The sequence below is a fragment of the Streptomyces sp. NPDC127595 genome (assembly GCF_042671685.1).
In the GTDB taxonomy this organism is placed as follows: Bacteria; Actinomycetota; Actinomycetes; order Streptomycetales; family Streptomycetaceae; genus Streptomyces.
The window spans coordinates 29,174-49,451 of record NZ_JBHXWK010000015.1 but is presented as its reverse complement, the minus strand read 5'-3'; the positions used below and the strand labels follow the sequence as shown (position 1 = coordinate 49,451).

The window sequence follows — 20,278 nt, the reverse complement described above, 5'->3', positions numbered from 1 at the left end:
GCCGGTTCAGGCGTCTTTGCCCTTGCCGAGGGCGAACCCGTCCGCTCCTCCGACTACTGCCTGGCTTCACCCCACGCGGCCGGGTCGAGGGATGGAGCCTCGGCCCGACCAAAACCTCGTACACACTCCGCATCTGAGCTCGTTCAGTGTGCATACCGCAGGGACTTGATGGACTGGGGCGATGAAGTTCCTTTCGCCTCGTGTCCTGCGGGCTCTTGAGCGGTTCAACGCCGCCTATCCCTGGGATCACAACGCTCACTACCATCGCTGGATCCTGCGGCAGCTGCCGAGACACTTCGAACGCGCCCTGGATGTCGGATCCGGCAGCGGTGATCTTGCAAGGCTCTTGGCCGGACGAGCCGACGCTGTGAAGGCCGTCGATTCCGATCCGCTGATCACCGCCCAGGCCCAGGAGCTGACTCCTTCCGCGCTCCCCGTCACCTTCACTGTCGCGGATGCAAGAGCCGAGTTCCCTGCCGGCCCTTACGACGTCATCACGTGCGTCGCCACGATCCACCACATGCCGTTCACCGAGGCGCTCACCCGTTTCCGCCGTCATCTGGCGCCGGGAGGCACCCTGGTGATCGTCGGCCTGTCCCGCGCCCAGACCTCGGCAGACCACCTGCTCGGTGCTATCGCCATTCCGGCCAATGCCGCCATGGGCTGGCTAAAGAACAAGGGGCGCCCCTCGCCGCGGCCCGTCTCCATGACGGCCCATACTCGCTCAGCGGCCATGACCTTTCACGACATCGTCCGTGAAGCCAGAGACGTCCTGCCCGGCGCGCGGCTGCGACGACGCCTGTTCTGGCGCTATACGCTTGTATGGAATCAGCCCTGAGTAGCCCGGGCGCCTTCGACCAAGTATCGGTGCGGGGGTTTTGCGGGTGAGGCACCGGCTCCTCCATGGTGACGAGTGCCCAGTTCAAGTGAGCTTCGGAGTACTGGGGCAGCCGTTCGTGGTCGCGTGCGCTGCGGCGGGCGTTCATGCACCAGCTTGATCCCAGCGCTGAGGTGCGTCCGATGAAGGCAAAACCACAGGTAGTGAGAGGTCGAGGTCACTAGGCTGAGCGCCTTCATCCCAGGGAGGGTTCGGTTGGTACGGCGGGGCGCGCTTGGGCAGGACTTCCGGCGGTTGTGGGGCGCCTACGCGGTCAGTGCAGTGGGCAGTGCCGTCGGTATGGGGGCGTTGCCGCTGATCGCCCTCTTGGTGCTGCATTCCTCGGCGTTCCAGGTCTCCCTGCTCGCCGCACTGTCTGCCGTGGCCAGTGCGGTGATCGCCCTGCCACTCGGTGTACGTATCGAGTACCAGTACAAGCGGCCCGTCATGATCACCGCCGATCTGGCCCGTTGCGCGGTGCTGGCGAGCATTCCGGTCGCCATGGCCTTCGATGAGCTCACCTTCAGTCAGCTGTGTCTCGTCGGCGTTCTCCAGACGGCCGCGTCCGTCGCTTTCGATGCGGCGAGCGGCGCGCATCTCAAAGCCCTCGTCCTGCCCGAGCACCGCCTTCGTGCCAACAGCCTGTTCGAGACCACCAACTGGATCAGCGTCAGCGCCGGCCCGCCCGTTGGCGGGCTCCTGATCGGGGTGCTGGGCGCCGCCGCCACGGCAGTCGTCGACTCGGTGTCCTTCCTCGGATCGGCCCTCGGTATCCGCCGCATCCGGCGGCCCGAACCCACGCCGCCGGCACGCGCCTCCACCGCTCACCTGGGCCGCGACATCGCCGCCGGCTGGCAGTACCTTCTGCGGCATCCAGGGCTGCGCCCACTGTTCTTCAACGCGCTACTGTTCGGCGGCTCCGTCATGATGTCGTCCCCGCTGATGGCCGTCCTCATGCTGCGTGACCTCGGTCTGACGCCGGGGCAGTACGGACTGGCTCTGGGACTGCCGTGCCTGGGCGGAGTGCTGGGTTCGCGCCTGGCCCCGCTGCTCACCCGGCGGTTTGGACAGCGCCGCATTCTGCTGCTGTCCGGTGTCTCACGCACGCTCTGGACGATCTTGTTGCCGCTGACGCCTTCTGGTGCCCTTGGCATGTTCACCGTTGTGGCCGCCGACTTCGGCCTGCTCTTCGCCGCCGGCGTCTTCAATCCGTCGTTCACCACTTATCGCATGGAGGCCACATCGGACGCGTTTATGTCCCGCGTCAGCACCTCCTGGTCAGTCGGCTCGAAGACATGCCAGGCAGCCTTCATGATCGCCGGCGGCCTCATCGCCGATGCGGCGGGCGTCCGCGGCGCACTGCTCATCGCCGGTCTGCTGTGCATGGCGAGTGCACTTCTCCTGCCATGGCGAAAGGCGAGTACCTCCGCCGAAGGAGTTCCAGCACCCTCGGCGGCACTACTCCCCTCCCCCGCCACAGAAAGCCCTTCTTCTTAGCGGTTTTGCCACCTCCTCGCCGAACTCCAGACATAGGGCGGGCTGTTGGCGGCGTAGGTGTGTCGTCTCGGGAAGTTGGTGACGCCTCAGTGGCGGGAGACGGCGCGGCGGCGGACGGTGTGGGGGAAGGTCTGGCTGCGCCACGTGGTGAGTCGGATGTATGCGGGTGAGAGGTAGGGGGGACCTGATCGCGCTCGCGGAAGGCGTCCTCCGCCTGCGGCGGTACCGACACCGGCACTGACACCGGCACTGACACCGGCCGAACACACTGGTGAGACGGAGCGGCAGGATGCGAAGGGGCCGCGATGGCGGTGACCCCCAGCGGTCACCGCACGGTGTTCTGATCAATGATCGGCATCATGCTGCGGAACGTATCCCGCTGATCGCCTCGGCCGCGCCGTGTTGAACCGGCTGGTCGGGCAGCCAGTGGATCACCTCGGCAGACTCTCCGGTAACGTCGGAATATGAGTCATCCACATCCTGAGCTGAAAGCCGCCCCTCCCCTGTCCGAAGGAGGGCTGAGGGTCGTCGCCCTGGGCGGTCTGGGTGAGATCGGCCGCAACATGACCGTCTTCGAGCATGCCGGCAAGCTGCTCATCGTCGACTGCGGCGTGCTGTTCCCCGAAGAGAACCAGCCCGGCGTGGACGTGATCCTGCCGGACTTCACCTCGATCCGTGATCGCCTGGACGACATCGTGGCCGTGGTGCTCACCCACGGCCACGAGGACCACATCGGTGGTGTGCCGTATCTGCTGCGAGAGCGCTCCGACATCCCTGTCGTGGGCTCGAAGCTGACACTGGCGTTCCTGGAGGCCAAGCTCAAAGAGCACGGAATCCGGCCGCGCGCCGTGCGGGTACGTGAGGGCGACCGGCGCGCCTTCGGTCCCTTCGACTGCGAGTTCGTGGCGGTCAACCACTCCATCCCGGACGGTCTCGCGGTCGCGATCCGCACCGGCGCCGGGCTGGTCCTGCACACCGGTGACTTCAAGATGGACCAGTTCCCGCTGGACGACCGCATCACCGACCTGCGCGCCTTCGCCCGCCTCGGCGAGGAAGGCGTCGATCTCTTCCTCACCGACTCCACCAACGCCGAGGTCCCCGGCTTCACGACCTCCGAGCGCGACCTGAACCCGGCGATCGAGCAGGTGATGCGTACCGCCCCGCGCCGGGTGATCGTCTCCAGTTTCGCCAGCCATGTGCACCGCATCCAGCAGGTCCTGGACGCAGCGCACCAGCACGGCCGCAAAGTCGCCTTCGTGGGCCGCTCCATGGTCCGCAACATGGGCATCGCCCGCGACCTCGGGTACCTGAAGGTTCCCAGCGGCCTGGTCGTGAGTACCAAGGAAATGGAGAAGCTGGCAGACCACAAGATCACCCTGGTGTGCACCGGATCCCAGGGCGAGCCGATGGCGGCTCTGTCCCGGATGGCCAACCGCGACCATGTGATCCGCATCGGCAAGGGCGACACCGTCCTGCTCGCCAGCTCCCTGATCCCCGGCAACGAGAACGCCATCTACCGGGTGATCAACGGGCTGACCAGGTGGGGCGCCCATGTCGTCCACAAGGGCAACGCCAAGGTGCACGTCTCCGGGCACGCCAGCGCCGGTGAGCTCGTGTACTGCTACAACATCGTCAAGCCCCGCAATGTCATGCCCGTGCACGGCGAATGGCGCCACCTGCGGGCCAACGCCGACCTGGCCATCCGTACGGGGGTCGATCCCGAGCGTGTGGTCATCGCCGAGGACGGCGTCGTCGTCGACCTCGTGGACGGGCGTGCGACGATCACCGGCAAGGTGCCCGCCGGCAACGTCTACGTAGACGGCATGGAGGTCGGCGGCGCCACCGAGGCGTCCCTCAAGGACCGTGTCACCCTCGCGGAGGAAGGCGTGGTCACCGTGGTGGCGATCGTCGATGCCGACACGGGCGCCCTCGCCGAGACTCCCGACTTCCTGGCCCGCGGGTTCGTCCATGACGACAGCACCTTCGAACCGGTCATCCCTGTCATCGAGAAGACTCTGGCCGCCGCAGCCCAGGAAGGCGTCGGCGACCCCCACCAACTGGAACAGCTGATCGCCCGTGCCGTCGCGAACTGGGCCTTCCGTACCCACCGCCGCAGGCCCCTCATCATCCCCGTCATCATCGACGCCTGACCGGCGGCCCTTTCCCCGCTGCTGCCCTGTCGGCAGCGGGGACGGTTTCGCGTCTACGGCTCCACCTGGGCGGAGAGGCGTTCCAGGCACCGGCTTCGGGCACCGACGGTGCGTCAGAAAGGCAAACGGATGAGCGTGCGTTTCGAGGAGATCGACTGGCGCCCGACGGCGATGGGCGACATCAGCCTGCGGCGCCGACGCGACCCGGTATCGAACACCGACGTGTACGAGGTGAAGCTCGGCGACGAGTTCTTGATGTCCAGCCTCTTCACAGCCGGCGAGATCGCGCTTGCGGAACTCGGACTGGCGAAACTGCCGGGCACCGAACTGGACATCGCCGTCGGTGGACTCGGACTCGGGTACACCGCCAAAGCTGTGCTGGACGACCCCCGGGTGCGCTGGCTCACCGTGATCGAAACGCTCGCCGAAGTCATCGACTGGCATCAGCGAGGCCTGGTCCCACTCGGCGCCCGGCTGACTTCGGACGCCCGCTGCCGCCTGGTTCAGGGCGACTTCTTCGCGATGGCTGCCGATTCGGGCGGTCTGGACCCGAAGGAGCCGGGCCGCCGCTTCCACGCCATCCTGCTGGATGTCGACCATTCGCCGCGCCATGTGCTCCACCCGCGCCACGCGGCGCTGTACCAGCCCGCCGGGCTCCGCGCTCTCAGCGAACACCTCCACCCGGGCGGGGTCTTCGCCCTGTGGTCGAACGATCCGCCGGACAACCAGTTCACCTCCGCACTCGCAGAGGTCTTCCCGCAATCAGCGGCCCATGTCGTCGACTTCGACAATCCCCTGCAAGGCGGCACCTCGACCAACACCGTCTACGTGGCCGGGACAGAACCGGGCCCGCCGTAGGCAAGCGCACACTCCCCTGCTGCTCAGCAGGGAGCGCAAGCGAGCCAACGTCGCGGGGTTCGCCGTCAGCGACCCGAGCTGTCCCTGGATGGTCGGAGTCGCGTTGGCCGGCGAGATCTCGCTGACAGCAGAGGTCGTGCCGGCCCCGGTCCGCGAGCAGCGCACCAGCGCGGGGGCCGCCTCGGACGTACCTGCCGCAGCCGCCGCCACCGGCTGGGCGATGACGGGCACCCGCTTCCCACCGGCCGACGCCAGCAGCATCATCGGGCGACGGCAGCGCACCGAGTTGGTGCTGCCCCGCCGCACGATCTGCTGCAGCCGTTGCCCCTCCTGATCGGTCGGTCGTCGGACTCGTATCGATTCGGCCATCGCGTCTCCCATGGCAGTCGGACCAGCCGCGTCCCATCCCCGGTCCGCGACCCATCGAGCAGGCCATCTCGAACGCTCCCTGCGCAGTCCCACAGCCGCAGGACAGCAACGCGGTGAACCTGTGCGGGCGGCCACCTCCGCCCGCCGACATCTTGCCGAGCAACGCCCGGCGCCGGTTCATCGCAGGAGCACTGACGGGGCAGCCTCCCGCACAGATCAGCGCCCTCTCGTCAGCCGGTTCCACCGCACAGTGAATGCGCACCTCGGCGTGCCCGCCGACGGTCACTAAGCGGTTGTCGAGCAGTCCCGACGAGAGCCCAGGCACAGAGCTCCGCCGACGCGGCGCCCGCGCCCGCGGCAGCGGCAGCGGCAGCGGCAGCGGGGCCTGAGTCCCGCTGCGGACGGAACCTGCCGCTGCCGCGACCGGCCGGCCCTACGCCGACTCCCGCAACCTCAGCTTCCCGTGGACCGCCAACTCGTCCCGGCTGAGCCCGCCACTGCGGGTCAGCAGCCGCGCCGCCTGTTCGACGGCGAGGGCGCCGAGTTCCCGGGTGTCGAGGGCGACGGTGGACAGCGGGGGTTCGACCAGGGATCCGAGCTGGAGGCCGTCGAAGCCGATCACGGCGAGGTCCTGGGGGACCTGGCGTCCGAGCCGGCGGGCGGCGCGCAGGGCGCCGATGGCGATGATGTCGTTGAACGTGAACACGGCGGTGACGTCGGGGTGCCGGGCGAGCAGGTCCTTCAGCGCGCCCTCCCCGCCGTCCACGCTCTGGTCGGCGCGGCAGACCGCGTCGGAGTCGAGTCCGCAGGCGTCCATCGCGGCGGCGAACCAGTCGTGCCGGTTGCTCGGCTCGGACCGGCCCGCGTGATCGAGCATGCCGATCCGCCGGTGCCCCGACTCGGCCAGATGGCGAATCGCGGAGGCGACACCCTGCTTTCCGTCGATCCTGATCGTGCTGAACCGCTCGGAGCGGTGCTCCCGGTCGATGAGCACGACCGGCATCCCCCGGGTCAGCCGGTCGATCTCCTCCTCGGCCAGGCTCATGTATCCCACGACGGCGTCCACCTGCGAGGCGATCGCCTCCAGGGTGCCCCGCTCCTCCTCGACGCGATCACCGGTGTCGCACACGACGACATGCCAGCCGCGCGCCCGCGCCGCGTCCAGGGCGGCGGCTGCGACCTCGGTGAAGAAGGGGTTGAGCAGATCGGGGATCACGAGGCCGACGCTGATCGTGTCCTGGCGGACGAGCCCCCGGGCGAACCGGCTCGGCCGGTATCCCAGCGCGTGGGCGGCATCAAGGACCCGCTGCTTGGTGTCGACACCGATCTCGTCCTTGTCGTTGAGCGCCCGGGACACCGTCTGCCGGGACACCCCGGCGCTCCGGGCCACATCGTCGATCGTCACCCGGCGGGGTCCGGTCCCCGACGACGCCATCGTTCACCTCCGCCTGTTGCCGACGCGCGCGCGTCGCAAGGGACACTGAGTATGCCCCGGGCCGACATTGTGGTGCGACCACGTGTGCGAACGGTTGATGGTGCTCCCCTGGCTCAAGAGCCTTGACACTCGGCCCAACCGAAGCGCAAAATCCCAATCACTTCACGACAAGCCCTTCCGTTACCGCTCCCGTGATCGCTCCCGTGAGCGCTCACGGTACCGCTCACGGAAGCACATTCCAACCAGAAGGCATCCGCCTCCAGGTGTCAACGTCGACCCCGCCTAGCACCGTCGCTAGTCGTTCTCTGGAACGGAAGATATGAGCAGCACAGTCACACGTACTCGCCTCGTCATCGCAGCCGCGGCCGCCGGCGTGGTCGTCCTCGCCGGGTGTTCGTCGTCCGACTCGTCGTCCGGCAACGCGTCCGCCGCCTCCTGCGAGCCCTCCAAGGGCAAGGTCACCCTCCAGTACTGGAACACCGTCAACGGCATGGACAAGGTCGTCGACCTGTGGAACAAGGAACATCCCGACATCCAGGTCGAGTCGAAGAACATCTCCAACGACCAGTACGGCGCGATCGGCAACGCCCTGAAGGCCGGTACGGCGCCGGACCTCGCCCAGGTCGGCTACGACCAGCTGCCCACCCTGCGCTCCCAGGACGCCTTCGTTGACGCCTCGGCCTGCAAGACGGCCGCCGACGCCGAGTCTAAGTTCGTTCCGTGGACCTGGTCGCAGGCCAGCTTCGGCGGCGAAGGGGTGTTCGCCCTTCCGCAGGACACGGGCCCGATGGCCATGTACGTACGCACCGACATCTTCAAGAAGTACGACGTCCCGATCCCGACGACCTGGGACGAGTACGCGACCGCCGCGGAGAAGCTGCACAAGGCGGACCCGAAGCTCACCATGACGTTCTTCGACCCGAACAACGCCGAATGGTTCAACGGGCTCCTCTGGCAGAACAACGCGAACATGTACAGCTACTCCGGCGACAAGTGGCACGTCACCGTGGAGTCGGACAAGAGCAAGCAGGTCGCGGACTACTGGCAGAAGCTGATCGACGACAAGGTCGTGCGTACCGACCTCGCCAACGGGTCGACGCAGATGTTCGCCGCCTACCAGAACGACCAGATGGCCACCCAGATCGGGGCGGCCTGGGGTTACACGGGAATGCGTGACAACCTGCCCGACCAGGCCGGCAAGTGGTCGATCGTCCCGATGCCGACCTGGGGTGCGGGCGGCAACTCCGGCGACTGGGGCGGCTCGACCGTCGCGTTCATGAAGGGCGGCAAGCACCTCTACGAGGCTGCCGAGTTCAACACGTGGCTGAACACCGACCCCGAGGCGCTCGCGATGGCGAACGAGCTGGGCGGCCTGTACCCGGCGTCCACCGATGGACTGAAGCTTCCGGCGCTGTCCAAGGGTGTGCCGTACTACAACAACGAGAAGATCTTCGACGTCTTCGCCGAGTCGTCCAAGAAGGTCGACACCGACTTCAGCTGGGGTCCCACCCAGAAGACGGTGAACCTGGCACTGCAGGACGCGATGTCCAAGGCGGTGGCCGGTGACGGCAAGCTGACCGACGCGCTCGCCGCTGCCCAGGCCTCCGCGCTGAAGTCGATGGACGACCTGGCGATCCCGGCCACGGCGGGTAAGTGACCTCAGAATGACCGACATCGCCACCCGCCCCACCGACGCGGTGTCACCACCGCCCCGGGGCCGCCGCCGTCCGCGTCTGGACGTCGGCGGCCCCCGGGCCGGCACCATCGTCGCGTTCCTGACGCCCTTCTTCCTGCCGTTCGTCCTCTTCTACCTGGTGCCCATCGGCTACGCGCTCTGGCAGAGCTTCCGCGTGGTACGCCGCTCCGGCGGGCAGTACGGCACCTCGTACACGACGTTCGGCGGTTTCGAGCAGTACGTCGAGGTGTTCCAGAACAACGAGTTCTGGGCCAGCATCGGCCGTATCGGCCTGTTCGGCATCGTGCAGGTGCCCGTCATGCTGTTCGTCGCACTGGTCATGGCCCTGCTCCTTGACTCTCCCCTGCTGAAGCTCAAGGGGTTCTTCCGCACCGCCGCGTTCATGCCGTACGCGGTGCCCGGCGTCATCGCCGCGATCATGTGGTCGTACCTCTACTCGCCCCAACTCAGCCCGATCGTCGACCTGTTGAACGACATCGGCCTGAAGCCGGACTTCCTGGGCCCGGGCGCCGTGCTGTGGTCGGCGGCGAACATCTCGACCTGGCTGTGGACCGGCTACAACATGCTGATCATGTTCTCGGCGCTGCAGTCCATCCCGCAGGAACTCTACGAGGCCGCGAGGATCGACGGGGCCGGCAACTGGGCCATCGCCTGGCGCATCAAGGTCCCGATCATCGCCCCGTCCATCGTCATGACCACGGTGTTCTCGATCATCGGCACACTCCAGCTCTACTCCGAGCCGGCCGTGCTGCGCCAGATCTCCTCGAACATCTCCAGCACGTTCACCCCGAACATGCTGGCGTACACCGTGGCCATCGGGAACAACTACCAGCAGGCCGCCGCCATTTCGGTGGTCGTCGCCGTCATCACCTTCGTCTTGAGCTTCGGGTTCATGCGACTGACCTCCAAGAGGGCGGGACTGTGAACAAGCAACCCCGTGTCCAGGAACGCCACATGAGCCGTACGGCCGTCATGGCCCTGATGCTCGTACTGGCGATCTACTTCCTGCTGCCGCTGTACTTCCTGATCGTCGCGGCGACCAAACCGCAGGGCGATCTCGCCTCCACCAGCGGCCTGACGTTCTCGAACTTCCAGCTCTTCGACAACCTGCACACCCTGTTCACCTTCAACGACGGCATCTTCGCCCGATGGATCCTCAACACAGTCGTCTACGCGGTGCTTGGCGCGGCCGTGGGCACCCTGATCTCGGCGCTGTGCGGCTACGCGCTCGCCAAGTTCCGCTTCCGCGGCCGGGAGTTCCTCTTCTCGGTGATTCTCGGCGGTGTGCTGGTCCCCAGCACCGCGCTGGCGCTGCCGCTGTTCCTGCTGTTCTCCGAAGTCGGACTCGTCAACACCTACTTCGCGGTCTTCCTGCCCAGCATCGTCAGCCCGTTCGGCGTCTATCTCGCGAGGATCTTCGCCAACGCCGCTGTGCCGCAGGAACTCATCGAGTCCGCGCGCCTCGACGGTGCCGGCGAGTTCCGCACGTTCTTCTCGGTCTCGTTCAGGCTGATGTCCCCGGCGCTGGTGACCATCTTCCTGTTCCAGTTCGTCGGCATCTGGAACAACTTCTTCCTTCCGATGGTGATGCTCCAGAAGGAGGAGCTCTTCCCGATCACGCTCGGCCTCTTCACCTGGAACGGGCAGACCGCCCGCACCCCGCTCCTCCAGGAGTCCGTGATCATGGGCTCGCTGGTGTCGATCGTGCCCGTGATCATCCTGTTCATCGTCCTCCAGCGGTTCTGGCGCACCGGGCTCGCCGCCGGCTCCCTCAAGTGACCGTATCCGCCCCCCACTCCGTACAGAAGGTCCGCCCCGCCATGCCCAACTCCGCAGTATTCGTCCCCCACTTCCACTGGGACCGGGAGTGGTACGAGCCGTTCCAGGTCTTCCGGCACCGGCTCGTGACCGCCCTCGACACCGTGCTGGAGACGCTTGAGGCGAACCCGGACTTCCGGTTCACCGTCGACGGTCAGATGGCCGCGGTCGAGGACTACCTGGAGATGCGTCCGGAGAACCGCGAGCGGGTCGTGGCCCTGGTCCGCGAGGGCCGGCTCGCGATCGGACCGTGGCTCATCCTGCTCGACGAGTTCCTGTGTTCCGGCGAGACCATCGTGCGCAATCTCCAGATGGGGTGGGCGGCGGCGGAGCGGCTCGGCGGCTCCATGACCATCGGCTACCTGCCGGACATGTTCGGCCACGTCGCGCAGATGCCGCAGATCCTGGCACGTGCCGGGATCGAGCATGCGGCGCTGTGGCGCGGGGTGCCCGGCTCGGTCGAGGGGCACGCCTTCCGGTGGCGCGCCCCGGACGGCTCCGAGGTGCGCACCGAGTTCCTCTTCGACGGCTACGACAACGGCCTGGACGTCCTCCTGGTGCCCGACCAGATCGGCCGCGCGCTGGGCGAGTACGCGCAGATGACGGCCGAGCGGTGGGGCGGCGATCCGGTGCTGGCCATGGCGGGCACCGACCACAACGCGCCCGACCCGCAGCTGGCGGCCTGGCTGCGCAAGGCGTCCGGCGCGGAGCTGCCGATCACCGTCGCCACGCTCGACGAGTACATCCGCGGGCATGCGCGCGACGAGGTGACCTCCGTCGTCACCGGTGAGCTGCGCAGCCATGTGCGGGGCAACATCCTGCCGGGCGTGCTGTCCGTGCGGCTCGGACTCAAGCAGCGGATGGCCCTCGCGGAGCGCACCGTCGACCACGCCGAGCGCGTGAACGCGCTGTGGTCGCGACGCGACGACTCGGCCTTCCTCTCCCTCGCCTGGCACAAGATCATCGAGTCCACCGCGCACGACTCCGTGGTCGGCTCCGGCACCGACGAGACCTGCGACCAGGTCGCCGCGCGGCTCGCCGAAGCCGCGCAGACCGCCCGTGCCGTGCGGGACGCGGCACTCGCCGAGCCCGCCGCCCAAGTGCCCAGCGACGCCTACCTGGTGGCCAATCCACTGCCGTCGCCGCGCACCGCGCTGGTCGAGGTGGACGTCCTGGCCCCGGCTGCCGGGACCGCGCTCGTCGCCACCGGCGCCGACGGGTCGGCCCATCCCGTGCAGCTGATCTCCGAGGACCCGACCCTACTCAGCGACGAGCGCATGGACGCCTCGCAACTCGAACGCGTACTGCGCCGTATCCACCGCCGGGAGCTCTTCGGACTCCTGATCGACCGCTACGAACTCACTCCGGGCTCACTGGTGTTCCATCTCGCCGAGGTGCCGGCCAGCGGGCCGTTCGACCTGCTGATCCTGCGTCGCGAGGTCGCCGCCGCGGCTGCCGCGCATCCGGGCGAGTGGCAGGTGCGGACGCTGGCCGAAGCGCGGGCGACCGCGCTGGTGCCTGTGCACGTGCCCGCCTCCGGGCTGACCGCTGTCCGCATCTCGGCGGCCGACGGAAACACTGCCCCGGCGCCACAGCTCACGCCGGCCACGGCCACCGTGACGCCGACGGGGGACGCGCTGTCCAACGGCCTGGTCGAGGTGGTGGTGGCCGACGACGGCACCCTGGTCGTGACCGGCGCGGACGGCACCGTCCTGTCGGGTGTGGGCCGCCTGGTCGCCGGCGGTGACCGCGGCGACAGCTACAACTACGCTCCCCCGGCCCACGACACGCTGGTGTCGGAGCCGGCCCAGGTCACCGTCGAGCTCGTCGAGAACGGGCCGCTGCGGTCCCGGCTCCGCGTCACCCGCGTCTACGACTGGCCCGACGCGCTCGCAGCCGACCGCGACACGCGCGGCGAAACCACCGTCCCGACGCCGGTGGAGATGCTGGTGGAACTGCGCACGGGCGAGCCGTTCGTGCGGATCTCGACCGCCTTCCTCAACCAGTCCGCCGACCACCGGCTGCGCTTCCACGTGCCGCTGCCCCGGCCCGTGACCACGTCCGCCTCCGCCGGCCAGTTCGCCGTCACCGAGCGCGGACTCACGGCGGAGGGCGGCTGGGGCGAGTACCCGCTCCCGACCTTCCCGGCGAGCACCTTCGTGTCGGCAGGGCCGGCCACCGTCCTCCTCGACCACTCCAGCGAGTACGAACTCGTCGACGACGGCTCGGCGTTGGCCCTCACTCTGCTGCGCGCGATCGGCTCGATCAGCGTCAACATCCACCCCCTGCGCGACGAACCCGCGGCGAGCGAGATCCCCGCCCCGGGCGCACAGGACCTCGGCATGCGCATCGAGAACCGGCTCGCCGTCCTGCCCTCGGCCACCGGCTGGCAGGGGGCGGACGCGGTCGCCCTCGCCGAGGAGTTCCGCAACGACGTGCTCGTCACGCGCGGCACCGCATCCGCCGGCGGCACCCTGCCGGCCGACGTGAGCGGCGTACGGGTCGACGGCAAGGACGTGTTCGTGTCCAGCATCCGCCGGGTCCCCGCCGACGGGGACGAGCACGGAGGCGGGGGCGGTATCGAGGTCCGGCTCGCCGCGCTGAGCGACACCGGATCGACCGCCCGTCTGACGGGTGACTTCACCGAGGCCACCACGGTCGACCTGCTCGGCCGGCCGCTCTCCACCACGCCGGCGCCGGACGTCCTCGAACTCGCCCTCGCGCCCTGGGAGATCCGCACGGTCGTGCTGAGGCAGCACGCCACGGCCCCCGCCAACCGGTCGTGACCGTCACCTGGTCCCGCGGCGGATCATACGAACCTCCCGGGACCGACAGACGGTCTGGCCGCGGGCCGGACGAACCGTGCGTGACCAACACGGTCTCCCACAGGCAGTCGTACGAACTGGACACGACCGGCGCGGAGGCCCGGCTCGGGTCGTACGAACCGGCCGTGACCGACACCTGTCACCGCTCTACCTGTCGGCGGCCCTACACACCGGACACGACCGACCCCCACATCCGCCACCAGCCGTACGAACCGGCCGTCACCGGCCCTCGCGCCCGCCACGGCAGGGGCGACGTACACCGAGCCCCCACGACGAAAGACGTGACCTCTTGCTCTCCGAGCTCTCCGCGTATGTTTCGGACCCGGCACCGGGGCGCGGCGCACTGCGCCCGGCGCGCTCGTGGCTGCACACCGACGCCCCTTCCCTCTCCCTCAACGGGCCCTGGCGCTTCCGGCTGTCCCCCACGGCGTCGGTCGCGGCGGACTTCGTAGCCGACGACTTCTCCGACGACGGCTGGGACACCCTGGCGGTACCCGCGCACTGGGTACTGGAGGGGGACGGCGCCTACGGCAGGCCTGCCTACACGAACATCCAGTTCCCGTTCCCGATCGATCCCCCCCACGTCCCGGACGAGAATCCCACGGGCGATTACCGCCGCCACTTCGACCTTCCCGACGACTGGTCGGGCGCCGAGCGAATCGTGCTGCGGTTCGACGGGGTCGAGTCGCTCTTCACCGTGTGGGTCAACGGCGTGGAGACCGGCGGCGCCAGCGGCAGCCGGCTCGCCCACGAGTTCGATGTGACGGACGCGGTCCGGCCGGGTGACAACGTAGTCGCGGTGCGGGTGCACCAGTGGTCGGCGGCCAGCTATGTCGAGGACCAGGACCAGTGGTGGCTGCCGGGAATCTTCCGCGACGTCACCCTCCTCGCCCGCCCGGCCGGGGGCATCGAGGACGTCTGGCTCAGGACCGGTTACGCCGCCGGGCAGGGCCGGATCGACCCGGAGGTCACCGCCGACGCGTCGGCCTTCCCCGTCACCCTGTCCATCCCCGAGCTCGGCGTCGAGCGGGTCTGGGCGACGGCGGCCGAGGTGGCCCCGCTGGACGTGCCCGCGGTGGAGCCATGGTCGGCGGAGGAGCCGCGCCTGTACGAGGCCACGGTCTCCTCGGCGGCGGAGAGCATCGCCCTGCGGGTGGGTTTCCGCACGGTCGAGATCCGCGGTGACCAATTCCTGGTCAACGGCCGCCGGGCGGTCTTCCACGGAGTGAACCGTCATGAGGCGCACCCCGAGCGCGGCCGGGTCTTCGACGAGCAGCATGCGCGCGAGGACCTCGCCCGGATGAAGCGCTTCAACGTGAACGCCATCCGCACCAGCCACTATCCCCCGCACCCGCGCCTCCTCGACCTCGCCGACGAACTCGGGTTCTGGGTCGTCCTGGAGTGCGACCTGGAGACCCACGGCTTCGACAAGATCGGCTGGGTCGGCAACCCGAGCGACGACCCGGCATGGCGCCCGGCCTACCTCGACCGCATCCAGCGGACCGTCGAGCGGGACAAGAACCATCCCAGCGTCGTCATCTGGTCCCTCGGCAACGAGGCGGGCACCGGCAGCAACCTCGCCGCGATGTCGGCATGGGTCCACGCCCGGGACGCCGAACGCCCGGTGCACTACGAGGGCGACCACACGGGCGAGTACACGGACATCTACTCACTCATGTACCCGACGGTCCCGGAGACCGAGCGGGTCGGCACCGACGACGCCTCGTCCACACTCCTGGACTGCACCCCCGCGCAAAGCGCCCGCCAGCGCGGCAAACCGTTCCTGCTGTGCGAGTACGCCCACGCGATGGGCAACGGACCGGGCGCGTTCGACCAGTACGAGGCGCTCGTGCACGAGTATCCCCGGCTGCACGGCGGCTTCGTCTGGGAGTGGCGGGACCACGGCCTCCTGGCGACAGCCCCGGACGGAACGCCCTACTACGCCTACGGCGGCGACTTCGGCGAGGTCGTGCACGACGGCAACTTCGTGATGGACGGCATGCTGCTGAGCAACGACGTCCCCACGCCCAGCCTCCACGAGTACAAAGCGGTCGTGCAGCCGCTCCGCTTCGCCTTCGACGGCGAGAAGGCCGCGATCACGAACCTGCGGCACTCGGCCGACACCTCGGATCTGCGGTTCCTGTGGCGGGTCGAGCACGACGGGGTATCCGTGGACTCGGGCGAGCTGGACGTCCCCGCGGCCGCGGCGGGCGAATCGGCCCGGGTGACACTCCCCAGGGTCACGGTGTCCCCAGACGCCGAGACCTGGCTCACCATCGACGCGGTGCTGGCGACCGACACCACTTGGGCGGCGGCAGGGCATGTCGTCGCCACCGCCCAACACGACCACACGGACCGCCGCCCGGTCCCCCGTGCCCGTCCGCGCGCCGACTGGCGGCCCGGCGACGGCACCCTCACCCTCGGCATCGCAGAGTTCACCGGCGGGTCACTCACCCGTCTCGCCGGCCGCGCCGTGACCGGACCGCGTCTGGAACTGTTCCGCGCCCCGACCGACAACGACGAGGCACCGGGAGACCGCCTCGAAGGCAGCGACGACAGTATCGCCGGGGTGTCCAGCGCCGACCTGTGGCGCCGCGACGGCCTGGACCGGCTCACCACGCGGCAGGTCACCGTGGAGCACGCGACGGACGCCCTGCGCACCGTCACGAAGGTCTCCGCCGCGGACTCCGCCCTCTCCGTGACGGTGGAGACAGTCTGGTCGGTCGAGGAGGGCGAACTCGAACTACGCGTCGAGATCGAACCGTCGAGCGGCTGGCGGACGGTGTGGCCGAGGATCGGTGTGCACTTCGGCCTGCCCGACAGCACGGCCCCCGTCGACGGCGCAGAGTGGTTCGGGCTGGGCCCGTTCGAGTCCTACCCCGACAGTCTCCACGCCGCACGCACCGGACTCTTCACCGCCCCGCTCGGCGACCTCTCGGTCGACTACGCGCGCCCCCAGGAAACCGGGCACCGCTCCCAGTTGCGGCACCTGACGCTGACCAGCGGTGCGGAGCGGGTGGTGCGCATCACCGCACTGCCCGACACCCAGGGCCGGCGCCCCGGCTTCACCCTCAGCCGCCACACCCCCCAGCAGATCGCCCTGGCCCAGCACCCCTTCGAACTCCCCGCGTCGACGACCAGTCACCTCATCATTGACGCGGCCCAGCACGGCCTCGGCTCCCGCGCCTGCGGCCCCGACGTATGGCCGCAGTTCGCGCTGCGCCCGGAGGCGCGCACGATCAGGCTCCGGATAACGGGAGGCGCTGACGGGGGCTGAGTTCGCGTACTTGTGACCGTCGGGTCCAGGTCGTGTCGTGCTGTGGCTGGCGTAGGGCCTCGCCGAGCTGGAGCAGCGGCCTGGCCCTGGTCTCCTCGGGCCGTTCGCGCATCAGGAGGTTGGCCGCCCAGGCGGAGACGCTGAGGCGGCGCAGTGTGCGGATCTCCTCGGCGGGGGCGCGCTCCCCAGCGCTGCCGGCTGCGGCTGCGGCTGCGGCTGCGGCTGCGGCTGCGGCTGCGGCTGCGGCTGCGGCTGCGGCTGCGCAAGTATTGCGGGCGGCGGGGGAAGTCTGGGTTCGTACCTGACGTGCGGCTCTGGTCCAACTCTGTGGAGCGGTGACGCTCAGTGTTGTCGAACAGCTCTGTGCAGGGTGTGCCAGCACGACCGATGGTGGTGTCGGTGGGACGGTCGATAATGCCGGACATGGCAGATCGCAGTCCGGTCCTCCGGATCGTCACGTCAGCGGCACGGGAGTCCCTGAAGCCGCTTGGACTGGCCCAACGCGGGCGGTCGCGGCTGTGGATTGACGATCACGGGTGGTGGCTCGGGGTTGTGGAGTTCACCCCGCCGCGGACGGCCGGCAACGGTCTGTACGTCGGTGCGATGTGGCTGTGGCACGACGTGGGCCACCTGGCCTTCCACGTGGACGCAGTCCGCACAGGCCCCGAGCTGTTCCGCACCGAGGACCAGTTCACGCCGCTGGCGCTCGACCTCAGCCGACAGGCGGCTGCGAACGTGACCGCGCTAAGGGAGAAGTTCCCGGCGCTGCCGGATGTCGCCCGGTACCTGACGTCGAGGCCGGTGCGGCGGGGATTCCTCTGGGACAGTCTCGACGCCGGGATCGCGGCCGCCCTTATTGGGAACCCGGACGTGGCCCGCGATCACTTCGAGCGAGTTCTACGAGAAGACGCGTTGGCGCCTTGGATTGTCGAAGCCCAGGAGAAGACTCGTGAGCTTCACACGATCGCGGCAGATCACGACGCCGTGACCGCCTGGATCACGCGGGCCGTCGACGGATGCCGAAGCAGGCTGGGCCTCGATCCCGTGGTGCTGGCGATCAGCTGAGCGGACAGCGAGTTCCAGATCTGAAATCAGGCAAGAAGGACTCTCTTCCGCAACAACCCGAAGCTGGCCCGGCCATACATCTGACGCTTGATCATCTTGATCCGGTTTACGTGGCTTTCGACGACGCCGGAGCTCCAGGGCAGTGTGAGGCCAGCAGTGACGGCGGCGAGATCACGTTCGAGGCCATTGACGAAGGCGTGGGGGCTGGGCAGGTCGTCGGCGCGGACCGCCTTGATCCACTGTGGGAGCTGGTCGCCCTGGAGTCGGGTGAGCATCTCGCCGGACGCGCGGACGTGTCCAGTGACAGCGTCCAGTTCGGGGCAGTTGGCCAGGACGGCGTTGAGCTGGAGTCTGTCGCCTTCGGGCGGGGCGTCGGGGTGGGTGAGGATCCAGCGGGTGACGGCGCGGGCCGACGGCGGCCGGGGACCGACTGGTTGGGGCTTGCCGCGAAGATTCCTGCTGACGTAGTCGCGGCCACTGGCACAGCCACGGGGATGGCCCTGTTCCTTGATCTCCTCCCACAGTTTCCAGGCGTTGGTGCAGCCTTCCTGCCAGCGCTGATCGAGGTAGGGCTTGAAGTCATCGAGCATGGTCGCACGGCTTTGCCACTGACCGGTGAACATCTCCTCCGGAGTCGTGGCGCGAGAGAAGCACAGGATCGTGTTGAGGGTCATGCCGAGCTGCCGGGCGACGGACCGCTTGCTGTGACCGGCGGCCAGGAGAGCGTGGATGGGGGCGTGCTTGGCGCGGGTGCGCTCGGCGAACCGGTGCCCTGTCGGCCAGGGCGACAACACGGTCGGCTCCAGCTCCTCCGGGGGTTCCTCCGCCTGTGCCGCCGCCATGGAGCGCAAGCAGCCACGGTGCCGGTAGACGCACTTCTCGGCGGCTTCTTCCAGGTTGTGCCAGAGATGCCACCGGTCTGTGACCTGGAGAGCCTGCGGGGCGCCTCGGGTGGCACCTTCGGCGAAGAAGGGAGCCCGGTCACGGCAGACGATCTCGATGCCGGGCCGCTCGGCGAGCCAGGCCGCGAGCGTGTCCGCCTCCCGGCCGCGAAGGAGGTCGACCGGCCGACGTGTCTCGACGTCGACGAGCACGGTTCCGTAGATACGCCCCTTGCGCTGGGCGTACTCGTCCACACCGACCACGCGGGGTGCTGCGACGGCGGGGGCCGGAAGCGAGGCGATCAGCCTCAACAGAGTGTTCCGGCTGACCGGAACCGTGAAGGCGCCCGTCATCCGGGCACAGGCCCGGCCCGCGAGCGCAAGACCGACCGCCACCAGCGTCGACCGCAGCCGCTCGGTCCGCCGCCCGAACCTGCGGGTGAGACCAGGTACCTGCTCGGCGAAGGTCTTCCGCTCGCAGAATTCCTCCTCGCAGATGAACCGCCGCACCCGCAACGACACCACGACGAACTTGCCCGCCGTTGGCAGATCACGAGGGAACCGCAGGTAGGAGCCGTGTATTCGCCCCGACCAGCACCCGCACCCTGGACAGGCCACCCGCCCCGCGGTCGTACGAGCTTCGACCCGGAACACCGTGTCGGACACCTCGACCGACTCCACCAACACGCCCTCGACCGACGAGAACAGCAGTTCATCCAACTGCGACAGCACTTCGTTCACGGCGAAGGACTGTCGACCACACCACCATCCAACCGGGCGGTTTCCGGACGAAGTCAACCGGCATCACATGAAGACCAACAGTCACCCTGCGTACGCGCCCACAGAAAGCGGACCAGAGCCTGAGAACTGACACCAGTCATGTGGTCCCGTCCTTGGCGCCTTCGTGCTGGCTGGCATCGGAGGGTGCCAAAGATCAGCGAAGTAGGCTCTTGCCTATGGGTGCGTTCTTACCGTTCCTGATCTTGCTTGCGATCCTCGCAGCGGTCCTGGGCTCCTTTGCGTGGCTGGCATCACGTATTCGTCGCCGGGGCCTCGCCGGAGGGGCCGTGAGTGCAGCCATGGCCTCGTATGAGGAGGCGTTCCGTATCACGGCTCACGAATCTCACGTTGAGATCCGAGCTCAAGCGGAGCGCAAGGCACCGATCCTGTCGCCTGACGATCACTGGGGGCGAAGCCCTGGCGAAGCCGGTCCTGCGGAGGCTGAGGATCGTCGGCAGCTGCGGCCGCGTTCTCGCCGGTCACGACGGGGCCCTGGCCGCTGGGTCGATCGGCTGCGGCGCGGACGTTGACTGGATCTACTGGCCCAAGACCAAGGGCCTGTCATCCATCGGTGTCGACCTCATCCAGGAAGGTGACGCCGGGCCCAGGCCGTCAAGCGCGCTATGGAACAAGAACGCGTGCGCAAGAACGTCAGGCCGGCAGAAGACCCACCCCTCCGGGTGGACCTGGACACCGGCCCGGTTCGACATGCCCGCCCGGACATCACGGCGGATCGCCGCGTACAGATCG

The 20,278-nt window shown here is 68.6% G+C and carries 13 protein-coding genes and 1 pseudogene; 11 read left to right on the top strand and 3 right to left on the bottom strand.

All coding sequences use genetic code 11. The features are described from left to right. Positions 1–181 precede the first annotated feature (181 nt). From ACFVKT_RS35195 to ACFVKT_RS35180, 4 genes are all read left to right on the top strand, one after another. A complete protein-coding gene (locus ACFVKT_RS35195) occupies positions 182–838 on the top strand; it encodes a class I SAM-dependent methyltransferase (protein WP_385739305.1) in 657 nt (218 codons plus the stop codon). Positions 839–1,093: 255 nt separating this feature from the next. Continuing rightward, a complete protein-coding gene (locus tag ACFVKT_RS35190) occupies positions 1,094–2,374 on the top strand; it encodes an MFS transporter (RefSeq protein WP_385739302.1) in 1,281 nt (426 codons plus the stop codon). A 464-nt stretch (positions 2,375–2,838) separates the two neighbouring features. After that, positions 2,839–4,524 carry a ribonuclease J gene (locus ACFVKT_RS35185; protein WP_385739299.1) on the top strand — a complete coding sequence of 562 codons (1,686 nt, stop codon included), beginning with the start codon at positions 2,839–2,841 and terminating at the stop codon, positions 4,522–4,524. A 129-nt stretch (positions 4,525–4,653) separates the two neighbouring features. Continuing rightward, positions 4,654–5,382: a spermidine synthase gene (locus tag ACFVKT_RS35180; protein ID WP_385739296.1), complete on the top strand. Its 729-nt coding sequence runs from the start codon at positions 4,654–4,656 to the stop codon at positions 5,380–5,382. 201 nt (positions 5,383–5,583) lie between these two features. Here ACFVKT_RS35180 and ACFVKT_RS35175 read toward each other — a convergent pair. Both ACFVKT_RS35175 and ACFVKT_RS35170 read right to left on the bottom strand, forming a co-directional pair. Beyond that, positions 5,584–5,751 (bottom strand): annotated as a pseudogene (locus ACFVKT_RS35175) (IS630 family transposase); the annotation flags it as partial. 433 nt (positions 5,752–6,184) lie between these two features. Then, positions 6,185–7,186, bottom strand: coding sequence for a LacI family DNA-binding transcriptional regulator (locus ACFVKT_RS35170; protein WP_385739293.1), 1,002 nt, complete (start codon positions 7,184–7,186; stop codon positions 6,185–6,187). A 319-nt stretch (positions 7,187–7,505) separates the two neighbouring features. Here ACFVKT_RS35170 and ACFVKT_RS35165 point away from each other — a divergent pair, with 319 nt between their 5' ends. From ACFVKT_RS35165 to ACFVKT_RS35135, 7 genes are all read left to right on the top strand, one after another. Further along, on the top strand, positions 7,506–8,843 hold the full coding sequence (locus ACFVKT_RS35165) for an ABC transporter substrate-binding protein (protein WP_385739290.1): 1,338 nt from the start codon (positions 7,506–7,508) through the stop codon (positions 8,841–8,843). Positions 8,844–8,850: 7 nt separating this feature from the next. Beyond that, positions 8,851–9,807 carry a carbohydrate ABC transporter permease gene (locus ACFVKT_RS35160; protein WP_385739287.1) on the top strand — a complete coding sequence of 319 codons (957 nt, stop codon included), beginning with the start codon at positions 8,851–8,853 and terminating at the stop codon, positions 9,805–9,807. 29 nt (positions 9,808–9,836) lie between these two features. Further along, positions 9,837–10,661, top strand: a complete 825-nt coding sequence (locus tag ACFVKT_RS35155; protein WP_385739284.1) for a carbohydrate ABC transporter permease — start codon at positions 9,837–9,839, stop codon at positions 10,659–10,661. A 41-nt stretch (positions 10,662–10,702) separates the two neighbouring features. After that, positions 10,703–13,486 (top strand): alpha-mannosidase, encoded by a 2,784-nt coding sequence (locus ACFVKT_RS35150; RefSeq protein WP_385739281.1) that lies wholly within the window; start codon positions 10,703–10,705, stop codon positions 13,484–13,486. 328 nt (positions 13,487–13,814) lie between these two features. Then, a complete protein-coding gene (locus ACFVKT_RS35145) occupies positions 13,815–16,802 on the top strand; it encodes a glycoside hydrolase family 2 TIM barrel-domain containing protein (RefSeq protein WP_385739278.1) in 2,988 nt (995 codons plus the stop codon). A 153-nt stretch (positions 16,803–16,955) separates the two neighbouring features. Then, positions 16,956–17,141 carry a hypothetical protein gene (locus tag ACFVKT_RS35140; protein ID WP_385739275.1) on the top strand — a complete coding sequence of 62 codons (186 nt, stop codon included), beginning with the start codon at positions 16,956–16,958 and terminating at the stop codon, positions 17,139–17,141. A gap of 48 nt (positions 17,142–17,189) precedes the next feature. Continuing rightward, positions 17,190–17,867 carry a hypothetical protein gene (locus ACFVKT_RS35135; RefSeq protein WP_385739272.1) on the top strand — a complete coding sequence of 226 codons (678 nt, stop codon included), beginning with the start codon at positions 17,190–17,192 and terminating at the stop codon, positions 17,865–17,867. 26 nt (positions 17,868–17,893) lie between these two features. On the opposite strand, the gene ACFVKT_RS35130 is transcribed toward ACFVKT_RS35135, so the two are convergent. After that, positions 17,894–19,489: an ISL3 family transposase gene (locus tag ACFVKT_RS35130; RefSeq protein WP_385739269.1), complete on the bottom strand. Its 1,596-nt coding sequence runs from the start codon at positions 19,487–19,489 to the stop codon at positions 17,894–17,896. Positions 19,490–20,278: the final 789 nt, after the last annotated feature.